The organism is Pandoraea faecigallinarum, from assembly GCF_001029105.3.
Taxonomy (GTDB): domain Bacteria; phylum Pseudomonadota; class Gammaproteobacteria; order Burkholderiales; family Burkholderiaceae; genus Pandoraea; species Pandoraea faecigallinarum.
In genome coordinates, this window is the sequence record NZ_CP011807.3 from 3,383,310 (window position 1) to 3,398,435 (window position 15,126).

Annotated in this window: 14 protein-coding genes; 1 reads left to right on the forward strand and 13 read right to left on the reverse strand. The window is 62.5% G+C overall.

Going from position 1 to position 15,126, the window contains the following annotated elements:
- Positions 1–189 precede the first annotated feature (189 nt).
- The 11 genes from phoR to AB870_RS14860 all read right to left on the reverse strand — a co-directional run bounded on the left by phoR (position 190) and on the right by AB870_RS14860 (position 13,020).
- Positions 190–1,530, reverse strand: a complete 1,341-nt coding sequence (gene phoR, locus AB870_RS14810; RefSeq protein WP_047905304.1) for a phosphate regulon sensor histidine kinase PhoR — start codon at positions 1,528–1,530, stop codon at positions 190–192.
- Between the two features lie 153 nt (positions 1,531–1,683).
- Positions 1,684–2,388 carry a phosphate regulon transcriptional regulator PhoB gene (phoB, locus tag AB870_RS14815; protein WP_047905305.1) on the reverse strand — a complete coding sequence of 235 codons (705 nt, stop codon included), beginning with the start codon at positions 2,386–2,388 and terminating at the stop codon, positions 1,684–1,686.
- Between the two features lie 72 nt (positions 2,389–2,460).
- A complete protein-coding gene (phoU, locus tag AB870_RS14820) occupies positions 2,461–3,168 on the reverse strand; it encodes a phosphate signaling complex protein PhoU (protein WP_047905306.1) in 708 nt (235 codons plus the stop codon).
- Between the two features lie 21 nt (positions 3,169–3,189).
- Entirely contained in the window at positions 3,190–3,972 is a 783-nt protein-coding gene (gene pstB, locus AB870_RS14825; RefSeq protein WP_039397158.1) for a phosphate ABC transporter ATP-binding protein PstB, read from the reverse strand.
- A 71-nt stretch (positions 3,973–4,043) separates the two neighbouring features.
- The gene (pstA, locus tag AB870_RS14830; protein ID WP_047908233.1) at positions 4,044–4,940 is read right to left on the reverse strand and encodes a phosphate ABC transporter permease PstA; all 897 of its coding nucleotides are present in this window, start codon (positions 4,938–4,940) and stop codon (positions 4,044–4,046) included.
- A 2-nt stretch (positions 4,941–4,942) separates the two neighbouring features.
- A complete protein-coding gene (pstC, locus tag AB870_RS14835) occupies positions 4,943–5,917 on the reverse strand; it encodes a phosphate ABC transporter permease PstC (protein WP_047905308.1) in 975 nt (324 codons plus the stop codon).
- Between the two features lie 140 nt (positions 5,918–6,057).
- Positions 6,058–7,092, reverse strand: a complete 1,035-nt coding sequence (gene pstS / locus AB870_RS14840) for a phosphate ABC transporter substrate-binding protein PstS (RefSeq protein WP_047905309.1) — start codon at positions 7,090–7,092, stop codon at positions 6,058–6,060.
- 461 nt (positions 7,093–7,553) lie between these two features.
- Positions 7,554–8,897 carry a phosphoglucosamine mutase gene (gene glmM, locus AB870_RS14845; RefSeq protein WP_047905310.1) on the reverse strand — a complete coding sequence of 448 codons (1,344 nt, stop codon included), beginning with the start codon at positions 8,895–8,897 and terminating at the stop codon, positions 7,554–7,556.
- 226 nt (positions 8,898–9,123) lie between these two features.
- On the reverse strand, positions 9,124–9,903 hold the full coding sequence (gene folP, locus AB870_RS14850; protein WP_237170136.1) for a dihydropteroate synthase: 780 nt from the start codon (positions 9,901–9,903) through the stop codon (positions 9,124–9,126).
- A 472-nt stretch (positions 9,904–10,375) separates the two neighbouring features.
- Positions 10,376–12,250, reverse strand: a complete 1,875-nt coding sequence (gene ftsH / locus AB870_RS14855; protein ID WP_047905311.1) for an ATP-dependent zinc metalloprotease FtsH — start codon at positions 12,248–12,250, stop codon at positions 10,376–10,378.
- A 119-nt stretch (positions 12,251–12,369) separates the two neighbouring features.
- A complete protein-coding gene (locus AB870_RS14860) occupies positions 12,370–13,020 on the reverse strand; it encodes an RlmE family RNA methyltransferase (RefSeq protein WP_047905312.1) in 651 nt (216 codons plus the stop codon).
- Positions 13,021–13,173: 153 nt separating this feature from the next.
- Here AB870_RS14860 and yhbY point away from each other — a divergent pair, with 153 nt between their 5' ends.
- Positions 13,174–13,674 carry a ribosome assembly RNA-binding protein YhbY gene (yhbY, locus tag AB870_RS14865; protein ID WP_047905313.1) on the forward strand — a complete coding sequence of 167 codons (501 nt, stop codon included), beginning with the start codon at positions 13,174–13,176 and terminating at the stop codon, positions 13,672–13,674.
- A gap of 194 nt (positions 13,675–13,868) precedes the next feature.
- On the opposite strand, the gene AB870_RS14870 is transcribed toward yhbY, so the two are convergent.
- Together AB870_RS14870 and greA are read right to left on the reverse strand one after the other, a co-directional pair.
- Positions 13,869–14,384, reverse strand: a complete 516-nt coding sequence (locus tag AB870_RS14870; protein ID WP_047905314.1) for a DUF4149 domain-containing protein — start codon at positions 14,382–14,384, stop codon at positions 13,869–13,871.
- Positions 14,368–14,844: a transcription elongation factor GreA gene (gene greA, locus AB870_RS14875; protein WP_047905315.1), complete on the reverse strand. Its 477-nt coding sequence runs from the start codon at positions 14,842–14,844 to the stop codon at positions 14,368–14,370. The genes AB870_RS14870 and greA overlap by 17 nt, the downstream gene beginning before the upstream one ends.
- Positions 14,845–15,126: the final 282 nt, after the last annotated feature.

Here is a 15,126-nt window from a genome sequence, read left to right on the forward strand (position 1 = left end):
GAGCGAAGGCGCCTGTTTCCATGGAGCGGTGGGCTGGCTGCCCATTTGTCGTGTCGACGGAAAAAGCGCCCGACCGCGAAGTGAAATGACCCCCAAGAGTTGGACATAAATCCAACCCTTGGGGGTCAGTTCATCGGGCGCCTTTCTCCGTTATCCCGGGGTGCCCCGAGTGTGTCCGGCGTGTGCCACTTATCCCCCGACCGGCACCTGCGCGGGCGTGTCCGCCGGTGCGCGATGCACCACACGCGTGGGCGGGAAGTGAATCGCGAACGTGCTGCCGCGCCCTTCCTCGCTGGACACGCGCAGGTCGGCCTGATGGCGCGTCAGCACATGTTTCACGATGGCAAGCCCGAGGCCCGTGCCACCGGTATCGCGTGAACGGCTCCGGTCGATACGGTAGAAGCGCTCCGTCAGTCGCGGAATGTGTTCCGCCGGAATCCCCAGACCCGAGTCGATCACCGCAAAGCGCGCGCCGCCCTCGTCCGTCGGTCCCCATTCGATACGAATCTTGCCGCCCTGCGGCGTGTAGCGCACGGCATTGCTCACGAGATTGCTGAACGCGCTGTGCAACTCGCCTTCCGCGCCCCGCAGATCGAGTCCGTGCGCTGCACTCACTTCGATGACGTGCTGACCTTGCGACAATCCTTCCGCATCTCCGCGCAGCGAGCGCATCTGCATGCCCATGTCGATGCGCTCGTCGGACGGCGGCTTGCCGCTGCCCTCGAGCTTGGCCAGCGTCAGCAGATCGTTCACGATGTTCTGCATGCGCCCCGCCTGCTGGCGCATGATCTCGACGTAACGCTGAATCTCGTCCGGCGACAGCGGCAACTCGCCAACCGTCTCCAGAAAGCCCGAGAGAACGGTAAGCGGCGTCTTCAGTTCGTGCGAGACGTTGGCCACGAAGTCACGCCGCATCGCGTCGGTGCGCTCGAGATCGGTCACGTCGAGCGAGATGATGAGCTTGCGATTGTCGCCGTACGGAAACACCTGCATCGACAGCACGTTGTTGCGCTTCTCGCCCATGTGGTGCATGAGCAGCGCCTCGTCGTAGCGTTCCGAGGACAGGTAATGCACGAAGGCGGGCGTGCGCAGAAGGTGAGTGATCTGTTGACGCAGATCTCGCCTGGCGTCGATGCCGAAGTGCGTCTCGGCAATCGCATTGCACCACTCGATCTGGTTCTGCTCGTCGAGCATGATCACGCCGTTGGGCGATGCCTGGATCGCCTGAATGAAACGTGCGTGCTGTTGTTCCACCTGCTTGACCTGGTTATGCCAGCGTTTGGCCAGCTTGTGCAGCCGGTAATAGATTTCGCCCCACAACCCGAGCGCGCTGGGCACTTCGCCGTACACCGGCGCATCGAGCAGGCGCCACAGGCGCTGAGCGTGATAGACGTTGAAGAAAAGCTGTATCACCAGCAGAACGACGGCGGTGATGTAGCCTGCACTCGCGCCGAACATCCAGCCGGCAGCCACCGAAATGGCCGCTTGCAGGATCAGGAACGCCAGCGCGCGGGCCCAGATGATATTCATAGACGATGCACAGGAATGTCGCCGCTCATCGCCCTACGGGCATGAGCGGCATGGGCACGGCAGGTCACGACCGGAGCGAGTGGCGACGCCGGACGCATACCCCCACCGGATCACCCCAACGCCGTAACGCCTTCGGGCGCCCGGCCAGCCCTGTCAGACGGACTTCGTCAGACGATAGCCGCTGCCGCGTACGGTCTCGATCATAGCATCGTGGCCCGCCGGCTTGAGCGCCGCGCGAAGCCGCTTGATATGCACGTCCACCGTACGTTCTTCGACGAACACGTGATCGCCCCACACCTGATCGAGCAACTGCGAGCGGCTGTGCACGCGCTCCGGATGCGTCATGAAAAAGTGCAGCAAACGGAATTCCGTCGGGCCGAGGTCGAGCTTGATGCTGTCGCCGCTCGACTGGTGGCTCGTCACGCGATGCGTTGCCGGGTCGAGCTTCAGGCCGTTTACGCTCACCACGTCCTCGGTCAGTTGCGGCGCACGACGGCGCAGCACCGCCTTGATCCGCGCCATCAGTTCCTTCGGCGAGAATGGCTTGGTGACATAGTCGTCCGCGCCGATTTCGAGCCCCATCACTTTGTCCTGCTCTTCGCTGCGCGCGGTGAGCATGATGATCGGCACATGCTTGGTGCGCTCGTTCGCGCGCAACTCACGCGCGAACGTCACGCCAGACTTGCCCGGCAGCATCCAGTCGAGCAGAACGAGATCCGGCAGGACGTCGCTGATCAACGTGAGCGCCTGCTCCGCGTTGTACGCCCGGATCGGATAGTGACCCGCGTGTTGCAAATTAACGGAGATCAGCTCGGAAATTGCCGGCTCGTCTTCCACGATCAGAATGCTGCTAGGCATCGGTTCCCTCTCAAACCTTCAGTAATGTCAGGCGTTTCGTTCGCCCTTTTTGCCTTATTCGCCTTATTCGCCCTATTCGCCTTGCACCTTACGCTGCAAGTCTTCGCGCGAAATGTGCCGGACATCGGTGCCTTTGACAATGTAAATGATGAATTCGGCAATGTTCTTCGCGTGATCGCCAATGCGCTCGATGGCCTTGGCGATGAACAGGAAGTCCAGACCGGCTGAGATGGTCCGCGGATCTTCCATCATATACGTCACCAATTTTCGCACGAAGCCGCGGAATTCATTGTCGATCGCCTTGTCGTCGCGAACGATCTCGGCGGCGGCCACGATATCCAGACGCGCGAACGCGTCGAGCGTGCGGCGCAGCAACTGCGCCGCCATCTCGCCGGAGAGCTTGATCTCGGCGAAATTCACGCTTTGCGCGGCGCCGTCTTCGAGCAGGTGACGGGTGCGCTTGGCGATCTTCTCGGCTTCGTCGCCCGCGCGTTCGAGGTTCGTGATCGTCTTCGAGATCGAGAGCAGCAGGCGCAGGTCGCGTGCGGTCGGCTGACGGCGGGCGATGATCTTGCTGCACTCTTCGTCGATCTCCACTTCCATCGTGTTCAGACGATGTTCGTTGGCGATGACTTCGTCGACCAGCGCCCGGTCGAACGTGTTCAGGCCCTGCATCGCCGTGACGATCTGGGACTCGACCACGCCGCCCATTTCGAGGACGCGCGAGCAAACCTGATTCAGGTCGGTATCGAACTGGCTGGAAAGGTGTTTATCGTTCATGTCGCGGGTTTCCTCGTGGCATCAACCGAAACGGCCGGTGATGTAGTCTTCGGTCTCTTTGCGGTCCGGCTTGATGAAGATCTTTTCGGTCTCGCCGAATTCGATCAGCTCGCCGAGATACATGTAGGCCGTGAAGTCCGAGCAACGTGCCGCCTGCTGCATGTTGTGGGTCACGATCACCACCGTGTAGTCGTCCTTGAGTTCGGCAATCAGTTCTTCGATGCGGCCCGTGGAAATCGGGTCGAGCGCCGAGCACGGTTCGTCGAGCAGCAGCACTTCCGGACGAATCGCGATGCCGCGCGCAATGCACAGACGCTGTTGCTGTCCGCCCGAGAGGCCATAGCCCGACTGTTGCAGCTTGTCCTTGACTTCGCTCCACAGCGCCGCCTTGGTCAGTGCCCACTCCACGCGATCGTCCATCTCCGAGCGCGAGAGCTTTTCGAACAGGCGCACGCCGAAGGCGATGTTGTCGTAGATCGACATCGGGAACGGCGTCGGCTTCTGGAACACCATGCCGACCTTCGCGCGCAGCAGTGCGATGTCCTGCTTGGCGGTCAGCAGGTTCTCGCCGTCCATGTTGATCTCGCCCTCGGCGCGTTGCTCCGGGTACAGGGCATACATCTTGTTGAACGTGCGCAGCAGGGTCGACTTGCCGCAACCCGACGGGCCGATGAAAGCCGTCACCTTGCGGTCCGGAATGCGCAGGTTGATGTTCTTGAGCGCGTGGTACTTGTCGTAGAAGAAGTTCAGGTTCTTGACTTCGATCTTCGAGGGCAGCTTGATTTCTTGCGTCGGGTTCGTCATGGTCGGTCTCAACCGTCAGGTAGGCGTTTGTCGTCGCGTCGTGTTTGCGTTGCGTCGTCTCTCGTTGCCGATTACTTCTTGGCAAACAACGTGCGCGCCAGAATGTTCAGGAACAGCACCCCGAGGGTGATGATGAATACGCCCGCCCAGGCAAGCGATTGCCATTCGGCAAACGGGCTCATGGCAAATTTGAAGATGGTGACCGGCAGGTTGGCCATCGGCTGGTTCAGGTTCATCGACCAGAACTGGTTGGACAGCGCCGTGAACAACAGCGGTGCCGTCTCGCCCGCGATACGCGCCACCGCCAGCAGCACGCCCGTCACGATCCCCGCAATGGATGCCTTCAACGTGATCTTCACGATGATTCGCCACTTCGGCGTGCCCAATGCGAAGGCGGCTTCACGCAGATTGTTCGGCACCAGCTTGAGCATGTTCTCCGTCGTACGGATCACGATGGGAATCTGCAACAGCGCGAGCGAGATGATGCCGGCCCATGCCGAGAAGTGGCCCATCTGCGCGACGACGAGCGCGTAGACGAACAGACCGATCACGATCGACGGCGCGGAGAGCAGAATGTCGTTGATGAATCGCGTGATGCTCGCGAGCCACGACTTCTGACCGTACTCGGCCAGATATACGCCAGCCAGAATGCCCAGCGGCGTGCCGACGAGCGTCGCCACGCCGACCATCACGACACTGCCCATGATGGCGTTGGCGAGACCGCCACCGGCGGTGTTCGGCGGCGGCGTCATTTCGGTGAACAGCGACAGCGACAGGCCGCCGATGCCCAGCGAGAGCGTGGTGTAGAGAATCCACAGCAGCCACACCAGGCCGAAGGCCATGGCCGCGAGCGACATCGCGATGGCGAACATGTTCTTGCGACGGCGATAGGCTTGCAGACGCACGCGCGTAAAGGCGTCTGTCGGCTTCACGGCGGGCGTTTCCAATTCGAGCGCTTGTTGGGTCATCATTATTTACCTTCGCTTTTTTCGAGGCGCAGCAGCATCAGCTTGGACAGCGCCAGCACGACAAAGGTGATGAAGAACAGGATCAGGCCGAGTTCCATCAGGGCGGACGTATGCAGGCCCGGGCCGGCTTCGGCGAATTCGTTGGCGAGCGCCGAGGTAATGCTGTTGCCCGGCGAGAACAGCGAGATGTTGTCGAGCAGGTTCGTGTTGCCGATCACGAACGTGACGGCCATCGTCTCGCCGAGTGCGCGGCCCAGACCCAGCATGATGCCGCCGATGACGCCGGTCTTCGTGAAGGGCAGCACCACGCGCCACATCACTTCCCAGGTCGTGCAGCCGATGCCGTACGCCGATTCCTTGAGCAGCACGGGCGTGACTTCGAACACGTCGCGCATGACCGAGGCGATGTACGGAATGATCATGATCGCGAGAATCACGCCGGCGGGCAGGATACCGATGCCAAGCGGCGGGCCCTGAAACAGCGCGCCGATCACCGGCACGTTGCCGAGCAGTGCGCCCAGCGGCTTCTGGAAGTACTGGCTGAAGATCGGGGCGAAGACCAGCAGGCCCCACATCCCGTAGACGATACTCGGAATGGCGGCGAGCAGTTCAATGGCGGTGCCGAGCGGCCGGCGCAGCCACACGGGCGAGAGTTCCGTCAAAAACAGGGCGATGCCGAAGCTGACCGGCACGGCGATGACGAGCGCGATGACCGACGTGATGATCGTGCCGTAGATCGGCACGAGCGCGCCGAATTGTTCTGCGGGAGGATCCCAGTCCTTCGTCCACAGGAAGGCGAAGCCAAACTTCTCGATCGACGGCCATGCGCTGACGATCAGCGACACGATAATGCCACCGAGCAGAAGCAGCGTGATGAGGGCGGCGGCGCGGGTGAGCAGCGCGAAGAGAAAGTCGCCAACGGAAGACGGAGCGCGCTGCGCGCCCGGTGTTGCGAGGGAGCTGGTGGCTTCTGCCATGATGTCGTCTCAGCGTGAGCGCGCCGCCAGCCGTTGCCACATCTCGATTCGGGCTTCGGAACAGGCGGCGCGGATGATGCCGGTATCAAGGCGCCAGGCAACGCGCGTTTGCATCGCCGGGCGCCTCATTGCAAGGCGCTTTAGACGCCAGCCTTGGCGGCCGACTCGGCAACCTTGGCTTTCCAGCCGGCACGGATCTGCTTCAGGACATCTTCCGGCAGCGGAATGTAGTCCAGTTCCTTGGCGGTGTTCACGCCGTTCTTGAACGACCAGTCGAAGAACTTGAGCACGTCGGCGCTTTGCGCTTCCTTGCCCGCCTCGGCCTTCTGGTGCACGAGCACGAAGGTGGCGGCCACGATCGGCCACGACTTGTCGCCCTTCTCGTTGGTCAGGATCTGGTAGAACGTCTTCGACCATTCGGCCTTGCCAGCGGCAGCGGCGAACGTTTCGGCGGTCGGCTCGACGGTCTTGCCGTCGGCGTTGGTCAGGGCCGTGTACGTCAGCTTGTTCTGCTTGGCGTAGGCCGATTCCACGTAGCCGATAGCGCCCGGCAGACGTTGCACGAAGGCGGCGACGCCGTCGTTACCCTTGCCGCCCGTACCCGTCGGCCAGTTGACCGTGGTGCCTTCGCCGACCTTGCTCTTCCACTCGGCGTTGACCTTCGACAGGTAGTTCGTGAACACGAAGCTGGTGCCCGAACCGTCGGCGCGGCGAACCACGGCGATATCCGTATCCGGCAGCTTGACCTTCGGGTTCAGCTTGGCGATGGCCGGGTCGTTCCACTTCTTGATCTTGCCCAGGTAAATGTCGCCCAGCACTTCGCCCGACAGGACGAGCTCGCCCGCCTTCACGCCCGGCACGTTCACCACCGGCACGATCCCGCCGACGACCGTCGGGAACTGGAACAGGCCCTGCTTGGCGAGTTCTTCATCGGTCAGCGGGGCATCCGAACCGGCGAAATCGACAGTCTTTGCCTGAATCTGCTTGATGCCGCCCGACGAACCGATACCCTGGTAGTTGACCTTGTTCTGGGTCGACTTCTGATAGGCGTCCGCCCACTTGGTGTAGATCGGTGCGGCGAACGTGCTGCCAGCGCCCGTAATCTCGCCCGCAATCGCGCCAGCGGCGAACAGAACGCCAGCCAGGCCGGCAATCGCAGTCTTCATCAGCTTCATGGATCTCTCCGAGTTGGTGTGGTACAGCGTGTGGATGGCTCGAAGAATAGATTCCGAATGTGACAGTAATGTGTCATTTTCGAAAGCTCACAATGAGAATGTCACGAAGACGCCTCGGAACCGTCACACTGCATGCGACGCCGGGTGCCTGGCGCATTCTGCGGAAGATCATTGACTGGTGCGGGTTGCGAAGCGGTTCTACCGGCGCTCAGGGCGCTGAAATGCCTCCGGTCCGGCCCGTGTCAGCACGATGACAGTGACGAAACGATGTCGGAGTGGGTCTGACATGTCTCAGGGTGCTGTCACAAATGTGGATGCCGTGGCGGTTCTGGTTCCCGGAGTGACAACGATGGGAAGGTTTGATGCGTGGGGGAAGCTGCGAGGGGGCTGGAGAGGGGGCTGGAGAGGGGCTGGCGGGGGGCTGGCGACATCGCAGCGGACGTCGCCAGACGGTAAAACGATCAGGCGGCGGCTTTGACCACGTTCGCCAGTTGCTGCGCGAAGCCGGAGGCCTGCGATTCGTCGCGCGCTTCGACCATCACGCGCAGCACCGGCTCGGTGCCCGAGGCGCGAATGAGCACGCGGCCCGAGTCGCCCAGCCGAGCCTCGATTGCCTCGCGCTCGGCAGCCAGACGCGTGTCGGCCTGCCAGTCGTAACCGGCCGGGGTGCGCACGTTGATCATGTGCTGCGGGAACAGGCGAACCCCTTCAAGGAGCTTCGCAAGCGGCTTGTTGTCCGCGCGCCGCACGGCAGCGAGCACCTGAAGCGCCGAGACGATGCCGTCTCCCGTGGTGTGCTTGTCCAGACAAAGGATGTGGCCGGAGCCTTCGGCGCCGACCTGCCAGCCGTGCTTGTACAACTGTTCCAGCACATAGCGATCGCCCACCTTGGCGCGCACGAACGGCACGCCAAGATCCTTGAGCGCCACCTCGACGGCCATATTGGTCATGAGCGTGCCCACGGCGCCCGCGACGCCGCCGTTGCTCAGTCGATCCTTCACCAGCAGATACAGCAGTTCGTCGCCGTTGTAGAGACGCCCTGCGCCGTCCACGATCTGCAGACGGTCGGCATCGCCATCGAGCGCCACGCCGAGATCCGCGTGGTTCGCCCGCACGGCGCGCATGAGGGCGTCCGGGGCGGTAGCGCCGCAGTCTTCATTGATATTGAAGCCGTTCGGCTGATTGCCGATGGCGATGACTTCCGCGCCCAGTTCATGGAACACATGCGGCGCGATGTGATACGCCGCGCCGTTGGCGCAATCGACCACGATCTTCATGCCGCGCAGATCGAAATCGTTGGGGAACGTGCTCTTGCAGAACTCGATGTAGCGGCCCGCGGCATCGTCCAGACGACGCGCCTTGCCGAGTTGCTCGGAACGCACGCACGTCATCGGATTATCCAGTTCCGCCTCGATGGCAAGCTCGGTCTGGTCCGGCAGTTTGTTGCCGTCCGCCGAGAAGAATTTGATGCCGTTGTCATGGTACGGGTTGTGCGAGGCGCTGATCACGACGCCCGCCGCGAGACGCAGCGCCCGGGTCAGGTACGCGACTGCCGGCGTCGGCATCGGACCGGCCAGCATGGTGTCCACACCAGCAGCGGCAAAACCGGCTTCCAGCGCGGCTTCGAGCATATAGCCGGAGACGCGGGTGTCCTTGCCGATCAATACCGTGGGTCGGCCCGTCGTCTGGTTGCCGGCCAGCACGCGCCCGGCGGCGTAACCCAGTCGCAGCACGAACTCCGGTGTGATCGGGCTCTCACCCACCGTGCCGCGAATTCCATCGGTCCCAAAATAGCGTCGTTTCATCGTTGCATCGTTCCCTGTTGAAGCGTCGCGCCGGTTGACGGTCCCTGCGCGCGCGTCTTTTGTGTCCTGTTTTCCGTGCCTTGCGTTTCGCGTCTTGCGTCTTATGGCTCCCGGGCCGCCGGTGGCACCATCGGCGCCGGGCGACGCGGCCGCCTTATTGCCGTGACACGGTGACGCCGTGACGCCGTGACGCCGTGACGCTGCGACGACACGGCGCCGCGGCGCCTCAGTCGGCGTCGCGAACGGCCTGCCACACCTTGAGTGCGTCGACGGTTTCCGCCACATCGTGCACCCGTACGATGGCCGCGCCCTGCTGGGCAGCGCAGATCGCGGCGGCAACGCTTGCCACACGGCGCTCCTGCGGCGTCTGACGCCCCGTGATCTCACCGAGCATCCGCTTGCGCGACATGCCGACGAGCAACGGCAGCCCGTCGCGCGAAAGCACCCGCAAATGCTTGAGCAAGGCGAGATTATGAGCGAGATTCTTGCCAAAACCGAATCCCGGATCGAGATACAGACGCGACGGCGCAACACCGGCGCCGAGCATGGCGTCCACACGGCCATCGAGAAACGCGGCGACTTCGGTCACCACATCCGTGTAGATCGGTGCATCCTGCATGGTTTTCGGGTCGTGGAGCATGTGCATGATGCACAGCGCCGCTTCGTTGTCCCGGACCGCCTCGATGGCGCCGGGCTGCTGGAACCCCCAGATGTCGTTGATCATGTCCGCGCCGGCCGCGAGGACCGCGCGCATGACGCCGGGCTTGTAGGTGTCCACGGAGAGCGGCACGCCGCAATCGCGCAATGCTTCGACAATCGGCACGACGCGATCGAGTTCGGCGGCTTCGGGCAGCGCTTCGGCGCCGGGACGCGTCGATTCCCCCCCAATGTCGAGAATGTCGACCCCGTCCGCCAGCAGTTGTTCGGCGTGGCGCAAGGCGGCGTCACGTGCCACATACTTGCCTCCGTCCGAAAATGAGTCCGGGGTCACGTTCAGAATGCCCATCACATGCACACGACGGGCATCTAGCCGGAAACGCGGGCCGAGCGCCAGGGTATCGGGTTTTGCAACAGGCTCGGCAACGCTGGCGGGCAAAGCGATGTCGGACGCCGCGTCGGCGGGCGCGCCACGGGAAGCGGAAGGAGAAAGGGATTGCGACTGCTCGGTGGACATTCGAAAGCTCGTAGCTCAATAAAACCAATATGGCAGCCCATGCGACGAAAACGTCGGAGGAGCCCGGCGCGCCCCGAGGGACGAACGCCTTGTATGGCCGTAATGTTACCGGAATCGCCTCTCACATCGACCACAGAAACACTCCGTAACACCGAAATTCACCGTCTTGCATTTGGTGCACAACGCCCGCAGCACCGATGTCGCCACCACGGCCCGCCGCCCCGGTGGGTCCGCCGAAATGCAAAAAGGCCGGCAAGATGCCGGCCTTTAGAGTGACAGGGCTCCCGCCCGGTCATGGCGTCCGTCAGACGGTCGCCGGGGTATTGCTGGGCTTGAGCGGCGGGTTGCCACCCGAGGCACCGCCGTTCGACGGGCCGCCCTTGGGCGGGCGCGGCGGGCGGTCTTCCATGATGTCGCCGATCTGCTCGCCGTCGATCGTCTCCCACTCCATCAGGGCTTCGGTCATCGACTCGACCTTCGAGCGGTTGTCTTCCAGCAGTTTCTTGGCCAGCGCGTACTGCTCGTCCAGAATGCGGCGCACTTCGGCGTCGACCTTCTGCTGCGTGGCTTCCGACACCGACTTGGCCGACATGCGACCGAACACCGAATCCTGCTCCGTGTCGACGTAGACCATCGGGCCCAAGGCATCCGACATACCGTAGCGGGTCACCATGTCGCGAGCAAGCTTCGTGGCGCGCTCGAAGTCGTTCGAAGCGCCCGTGGACATCTTGTTGATGAACACTTCTTCCGCGGCACGGCCACCGAACAGGATCGCGATCTGCGTGAGCATCGTGTCGCGATATTCCGAATACTTGTCATGCTCCGGCAACTGCATCGTCAGGCCAAGCGCCCAACCACGCGGAATGATCGTCACCTTGTGCACCGGATCGGCGCCCGGCAGCAACATGGCCACCACCGCGTGACCCGACTCGTGATATGCCGTGGCTCGGCGCTCTTCGTCACGCATGACCGCCGATTTGCGCTCCGGACCCATGAAAATCTTGTCCTTCGCGTCTTCGAAGTCGAGCATTTCGACGATGCGCTTGTTACGGCGCGCGGCGAACAGTGCGGCTTCGTTCACGAGGTTGGCCAGGTCGGCACCCGACATCCCCGGCGTACCACGTGCAATGACCGAGGCATCGACGTCGTTCGCGATCGGCACCTTGCGCAGGTGCACCTTGAGGATCTGCTCACGACCACGGATATCCGGCAGACCGACATAGACCTGGCGGTCGAAACGGCCCGGACGCAGCAGCGCCTTATCCAGCACGTCCGAACGGTTGGTCGCCGCGATGACGATCACGCCCGAGTTGGCTTCGAAGCCATCCATCTCGACGAGCATCTGGTTCAGCGTCTGCTCACGCTCGTCGTTACCGCCGCCCATGCCGGCGCCACGATGGCGGCCGACCGCGTCGATTTCGTCGATGAACACAATACACGGCGACTGCTTCTTCGCGTTTTCGAACATGTCGCGCACGCGGGCAGCACCCACGCCGACGAACATTTCCACGAAGTCGGAGCCCGAAATGCTGAAGAACGGGACCTTGGCTTCACCGGCAATGGCGCGCGCGAGCAAGGTCTTACCGGTGCCCGGCGGGCCGACGAGCAGCACGCCGCGCGGAATACGGCCACCGAGCTTCTGGAATTTCTGGGGATCCTTGAGGAAGTCGACCAGCTCGCCGACTTCGTACTTGGCTTCATCGCAACCGGCTACGTCGGCAAAGGTAACCGGATTGGCATTCTCGTCGATGAGGCGCGCGCGGGATTTGCCGAAGGAGAAGGCACCGCCCTTACCCCCGCCCTGCATCTGTCGCATCATGTAGAACCAGAAGCCGATGATCAGCAACGTGGGTCCGAGATAGTAGAGGGCGGACATGAGCACGTTCGGTTCGTCATCGGCCTTACCCGAGACCTGAACGCCGTACTTCATGAGATCGCCGACCATCCAGATGTCGCCAGGCGACACGATGGTGTACTTCTGGCCGTCGCTGGGCGTGACCTGAAGGCTGCGCCCCTGCACCACCACGTTCTTGATCTTGCCGTTCTTGGCATCGTCCATGAACTGGGAGTACGTTACGCCCTCCTGGACGTGCGGCTTGTCGAACTGTTTAAAAACAGTAAACAAGACCAGCGCGATGACTAACCACACCGCCGCTTTGGAAAACATATTATTGTTCAAAGCGTTGCTCCTTCATGAAATCGCTTCGCGCCAGGAATTCATTCTAATCCACTCGCAGGCGCACCGCTATAGTGATTCTCTACCGCCACCATAGCGCCGGTGCGCTCGTTTGACGGGCATCAAGCCGGTTTTTTCAAACCCCGACCCAGAATGAACGTTTCGGAAGATTTGTCTCGGGACGCCTTCGGCTTGCGCGGCGCCACGGTTTTGAACTGGTATTTGAATTTTTCGACAATCTGGCTATAGCCGCTGCCGTGAAAACATTTGACCAGTAACGCGCCCTCCGGTTTCAGGTGTCGCTGTGCAAAATCCAGCGCCAGATCGCATAGGTGCTCGATCCGCGCGGCATCGGCCGAGGCCACACCGGACAAGTTGGGGGCCATATCGGAAACTACAAGGTCGACTTTGCGCCCGGCGACGATTTCCTCGAGCTGTTCGAGCACGCTGTCCTCGCGGAAATCGCCCTGGAGAAAGTGGACGTCCGCGATCGGCTCCATCGGCAAAATGTCCAGCGCGATAATCGTCCCGTCGATGCCGCCATCCACACGCTTGCCTGCCGCGAGTTTGTTGCGGGCGTACTGGCTCCAGCTGCCCGGCGTCGATCCAAGGTCGACGATCACCTGGCCGGGCTTGATCAGCCGGTCCTGTTCGTCGATCTCCTTGAGTTTGTAGGCTGCGCGGGCGCGATAGCCTTCGCGCTGCGCCATTTTGACGTAGGGATCGTTGATGTGATCGTGCAACCACGCATGGTTGAAACGGTTTTTTGCCATAATTCTTCAAAAACACTGCGAATTTGCAGGATAATACGCCCTTGCGCGCCCAAAATCCGTTAGCCGGCCGGTACCCGCCGCTGGCGTCGTCGGCCCTGAAGCCATGGGTTGCGGGCGCATCCTAACTCGTTTGTCTCGTCTGTCTTTGTCTTTATGCCCGCTTTGAACCTGACCCCGGCGCAACGCGCCGACTTGCGCTCTGCCGCCCATGCGCTGAATCCCGTCGTGCTGATCGGCGCCGACGGCTTGACGCCGGCGGTGCTCAAGGAAATCGACGGCGCCCTCAAGGCCCACGAACTGATCAAGGTGCGTGTGTTCGGCGACGAACGTGACACGCGCGTGGCCATTTACGAATCCATCTGCGATCAATTGGGCGCCGCACCGGTGCAACACATCGGCAAGCTGCTGGTTCTGTACCGCCCCACGCCGGATGAAAAGCCGATGCCCGTTCGCGCCAGGTCGGGCGGCACCGGCGCCACGGTCAAGGGCCGCGCACCGCGCACGGTGACCGTCGTGAAGACCAGCACCAACGCCGGCCGTCGGCCGACGGTCAAGAAGGTGACGGTCGCCGGAAACGAACGCATGACCGCAGGCGGTATCGTCAAGCGCGCCAAAAAGCGCCAGACCAGCGTCAAGCGCCAGCGCAACGACTGACCCGCCGATGGCCGCGAATCCGACGCGATCCGCCCGCCCTCAAAAGAACGCGCCCTGACACGGTCGGGCGCGTTTTTTGTTGCGTGACACATCTCGATGCCGCTTGATACGGCTCGACGCAACGCGATCTCGCGTCGGCCAGCCCACGACGACGCGTCGGCAGCGAGACCGGCATCGTGACGCCCGTGCGGCAATTAGCCGCGCACCGGCTGACGCCAGATCAGCGCAATACCGAGCAGGCTTTGCAACAGATAAATGCCGCTCGAAATCCCGTGAAGCATGCCGAAGCGCGCCGCATAAGCCGATTGCCCAATGTCGACGCCCGACGCTTGCGCCTGCTCACGCAATTGCGCCATGAACGGCTGCAAGCCGAACGAGCTGATCAGCACACACACCATCATCGCCACGGCCAGCCAGCGCAGGCCACGATAGCTGCGTACCGCCGAGGCATCGGCCGCACGCGCGATGAGCGCCGTCGCGAGCCAGACCAGCAACACGCCGCAGACCAGACTCAGCCAGGCCTGCGTGTGAAACAGCCGCCCCGCAACCGTACCGGCCATCGTGCGCGACTCCAGCACAACAAACAGCGTGGGAGCGACGATATAACCGATTGCCCACTGACTACCGCACCAGACGGTCGCGATCAGGCGGAACAACCGTTCCAGCCGGGGCGCGCCGCTGGCAGACGTCACTTCAGACGTAGCGGACATCGATGATCTCGTACTCACGCACGCCGCTCGGGGCCTGCACTTCGGCCACATCGCCTGCGTACTTGCCGATCAACGCACGGGCAATCGGCGAACTCACCGAAATCTTGCCGTGCTCCAGGTCGGCCTCGTCATCGCCGACGATCTGATACTCCACCTTGCCGCCGTTCTCGAGATCTTCGAGTTCGACGGTCGCGGCAAAGACCACACGGCCTTCGGCGTCGAGCGCCGCCGGGTCGATGATCTGTGCTGCCGAGAGCTTCGATTCCAGATCGGCGATGCGGCCTTCGATAAAGCCCTGCTTTTCCTTCGCGGCGTCGTATTCCGCATTTTCCGACAGATCGCCCTGCGCACGGGCTTCGGCAATCGCAGTGATCACGTTCGGACGTTCGACGGTCTTCAGGCGGTGCAGCTCTTCCTTGAGCAGCTCTGCGCCCCGCTTGGTCAGAGGAATGGTACTCATGCGCGTTGTTCCGAAAGACAAAAAAATTGCCGCAGCAAAGCCGCATTCGCACTTTCTGCGAACGCCGCTCGACCGCGGCTGTGACACCTATGTTGCGCTAGTGTAGCAGACTTGCCGACGCTGCCAACCGGAGGACCGGTCGTGCCGCGCGACGCCACATTCGACGCACGTTTGAAGCAGATCCAAAGCATTTGGCGCCCTCGACGGAGATCGGTTCCCCGTCGAGCGCGCCACTTATTTTGCGTCGTTCCCCGGTGCGGCCGCAACATCCGACCGCACCGG

Bases quoted from the DNA above. Each gene is read 5' to 3' on its own strand.
- phoR (WP_047905304.1), bottom strand. From the start codon at position 1,530: ATGAATATCATCTGGGCCCGCGCGCTGGCGTTCCTGATCCTGCAAGCG.
- phoB (WP_047905305.1), bottom strand. From the start codon at position 2,388: ATGCCTAGCAGCATTCTGATCGTGGAAGACGAGCCGGCAATTTCCGAG.
- phoU (WP_047905306.1), bottom strand. From the start codon at position 3,168: ATGAACGATAAACACCTTTCCAGCCAGTTCGATACCGACCTGAATCAG.
- pstB (WP_039397158.1), bottom strand. From the start codon at position 3,972: ATGACGAACCCGACGCAAGAAATCAAGCTGCCCTCGAAGATCGAAGTC.
- pstA (WP_047908233.1), bottom strand. From the start codon at position 4,940: ATGACCCAACAAGCGCTCGAATTGGAAACGCCCGCCGTGAAGCCGACA.
- pstC (WP_047905308.1), bottom strand. From the start codon at position 5,917: ATGGCAGAAGCCACCAGCTCCCTCGCAACACCGGGCGCGCAGCGCGCT.
- pstS (WP_047905309.1), bottom strand. From the start codon at position 7,092: ATGAAGCTGATGAAGACTGCGATTGCCGGCCTGGCTGGCGTTCTGTTC.
- glmM (WP_047905310.1), bottom strand. From the start codon at position 8,897: ATGAAACGACGCTATTTTGGGACCGATGGAATTCGCGGCACGGTGGGT.
- folP (WP_237170136.1), bottom strand. From the start codon at position 9,903: ATGGGCATTCTGAACGTGACCCCGGACTCATTTTCGGACGGAGGCAAG.
- AB870_RS14860 (WP_047905312.1), bottom strand. From the start codon at position 13,020: ATGGCAAAAAACCGTTTCAACCATGCGTGGTTGCACGATCACATCAAC.
- yhbY (WP_047905313.1), top strand. From the start codon at position 13,174: ATGCCCGCTTTGAACCTGACCCCGGCGCAACGCGCCGACTTGCGCTCT.
- AB870_RS14870 (WP_047905314.1), bottom strand. From the start codon at position 14,384: ATGTCCGCTACGTCTGAAGTGACGTCTGCCAGCGGCGCGCCCCGGCTG.
- greA (WP_047905315.1), bottom strand. From the start codon at position 14,844: ATGAGTACCATTCCTCTGACCAAGCGGGGCGCAGAGCTGCTCAAGGAA.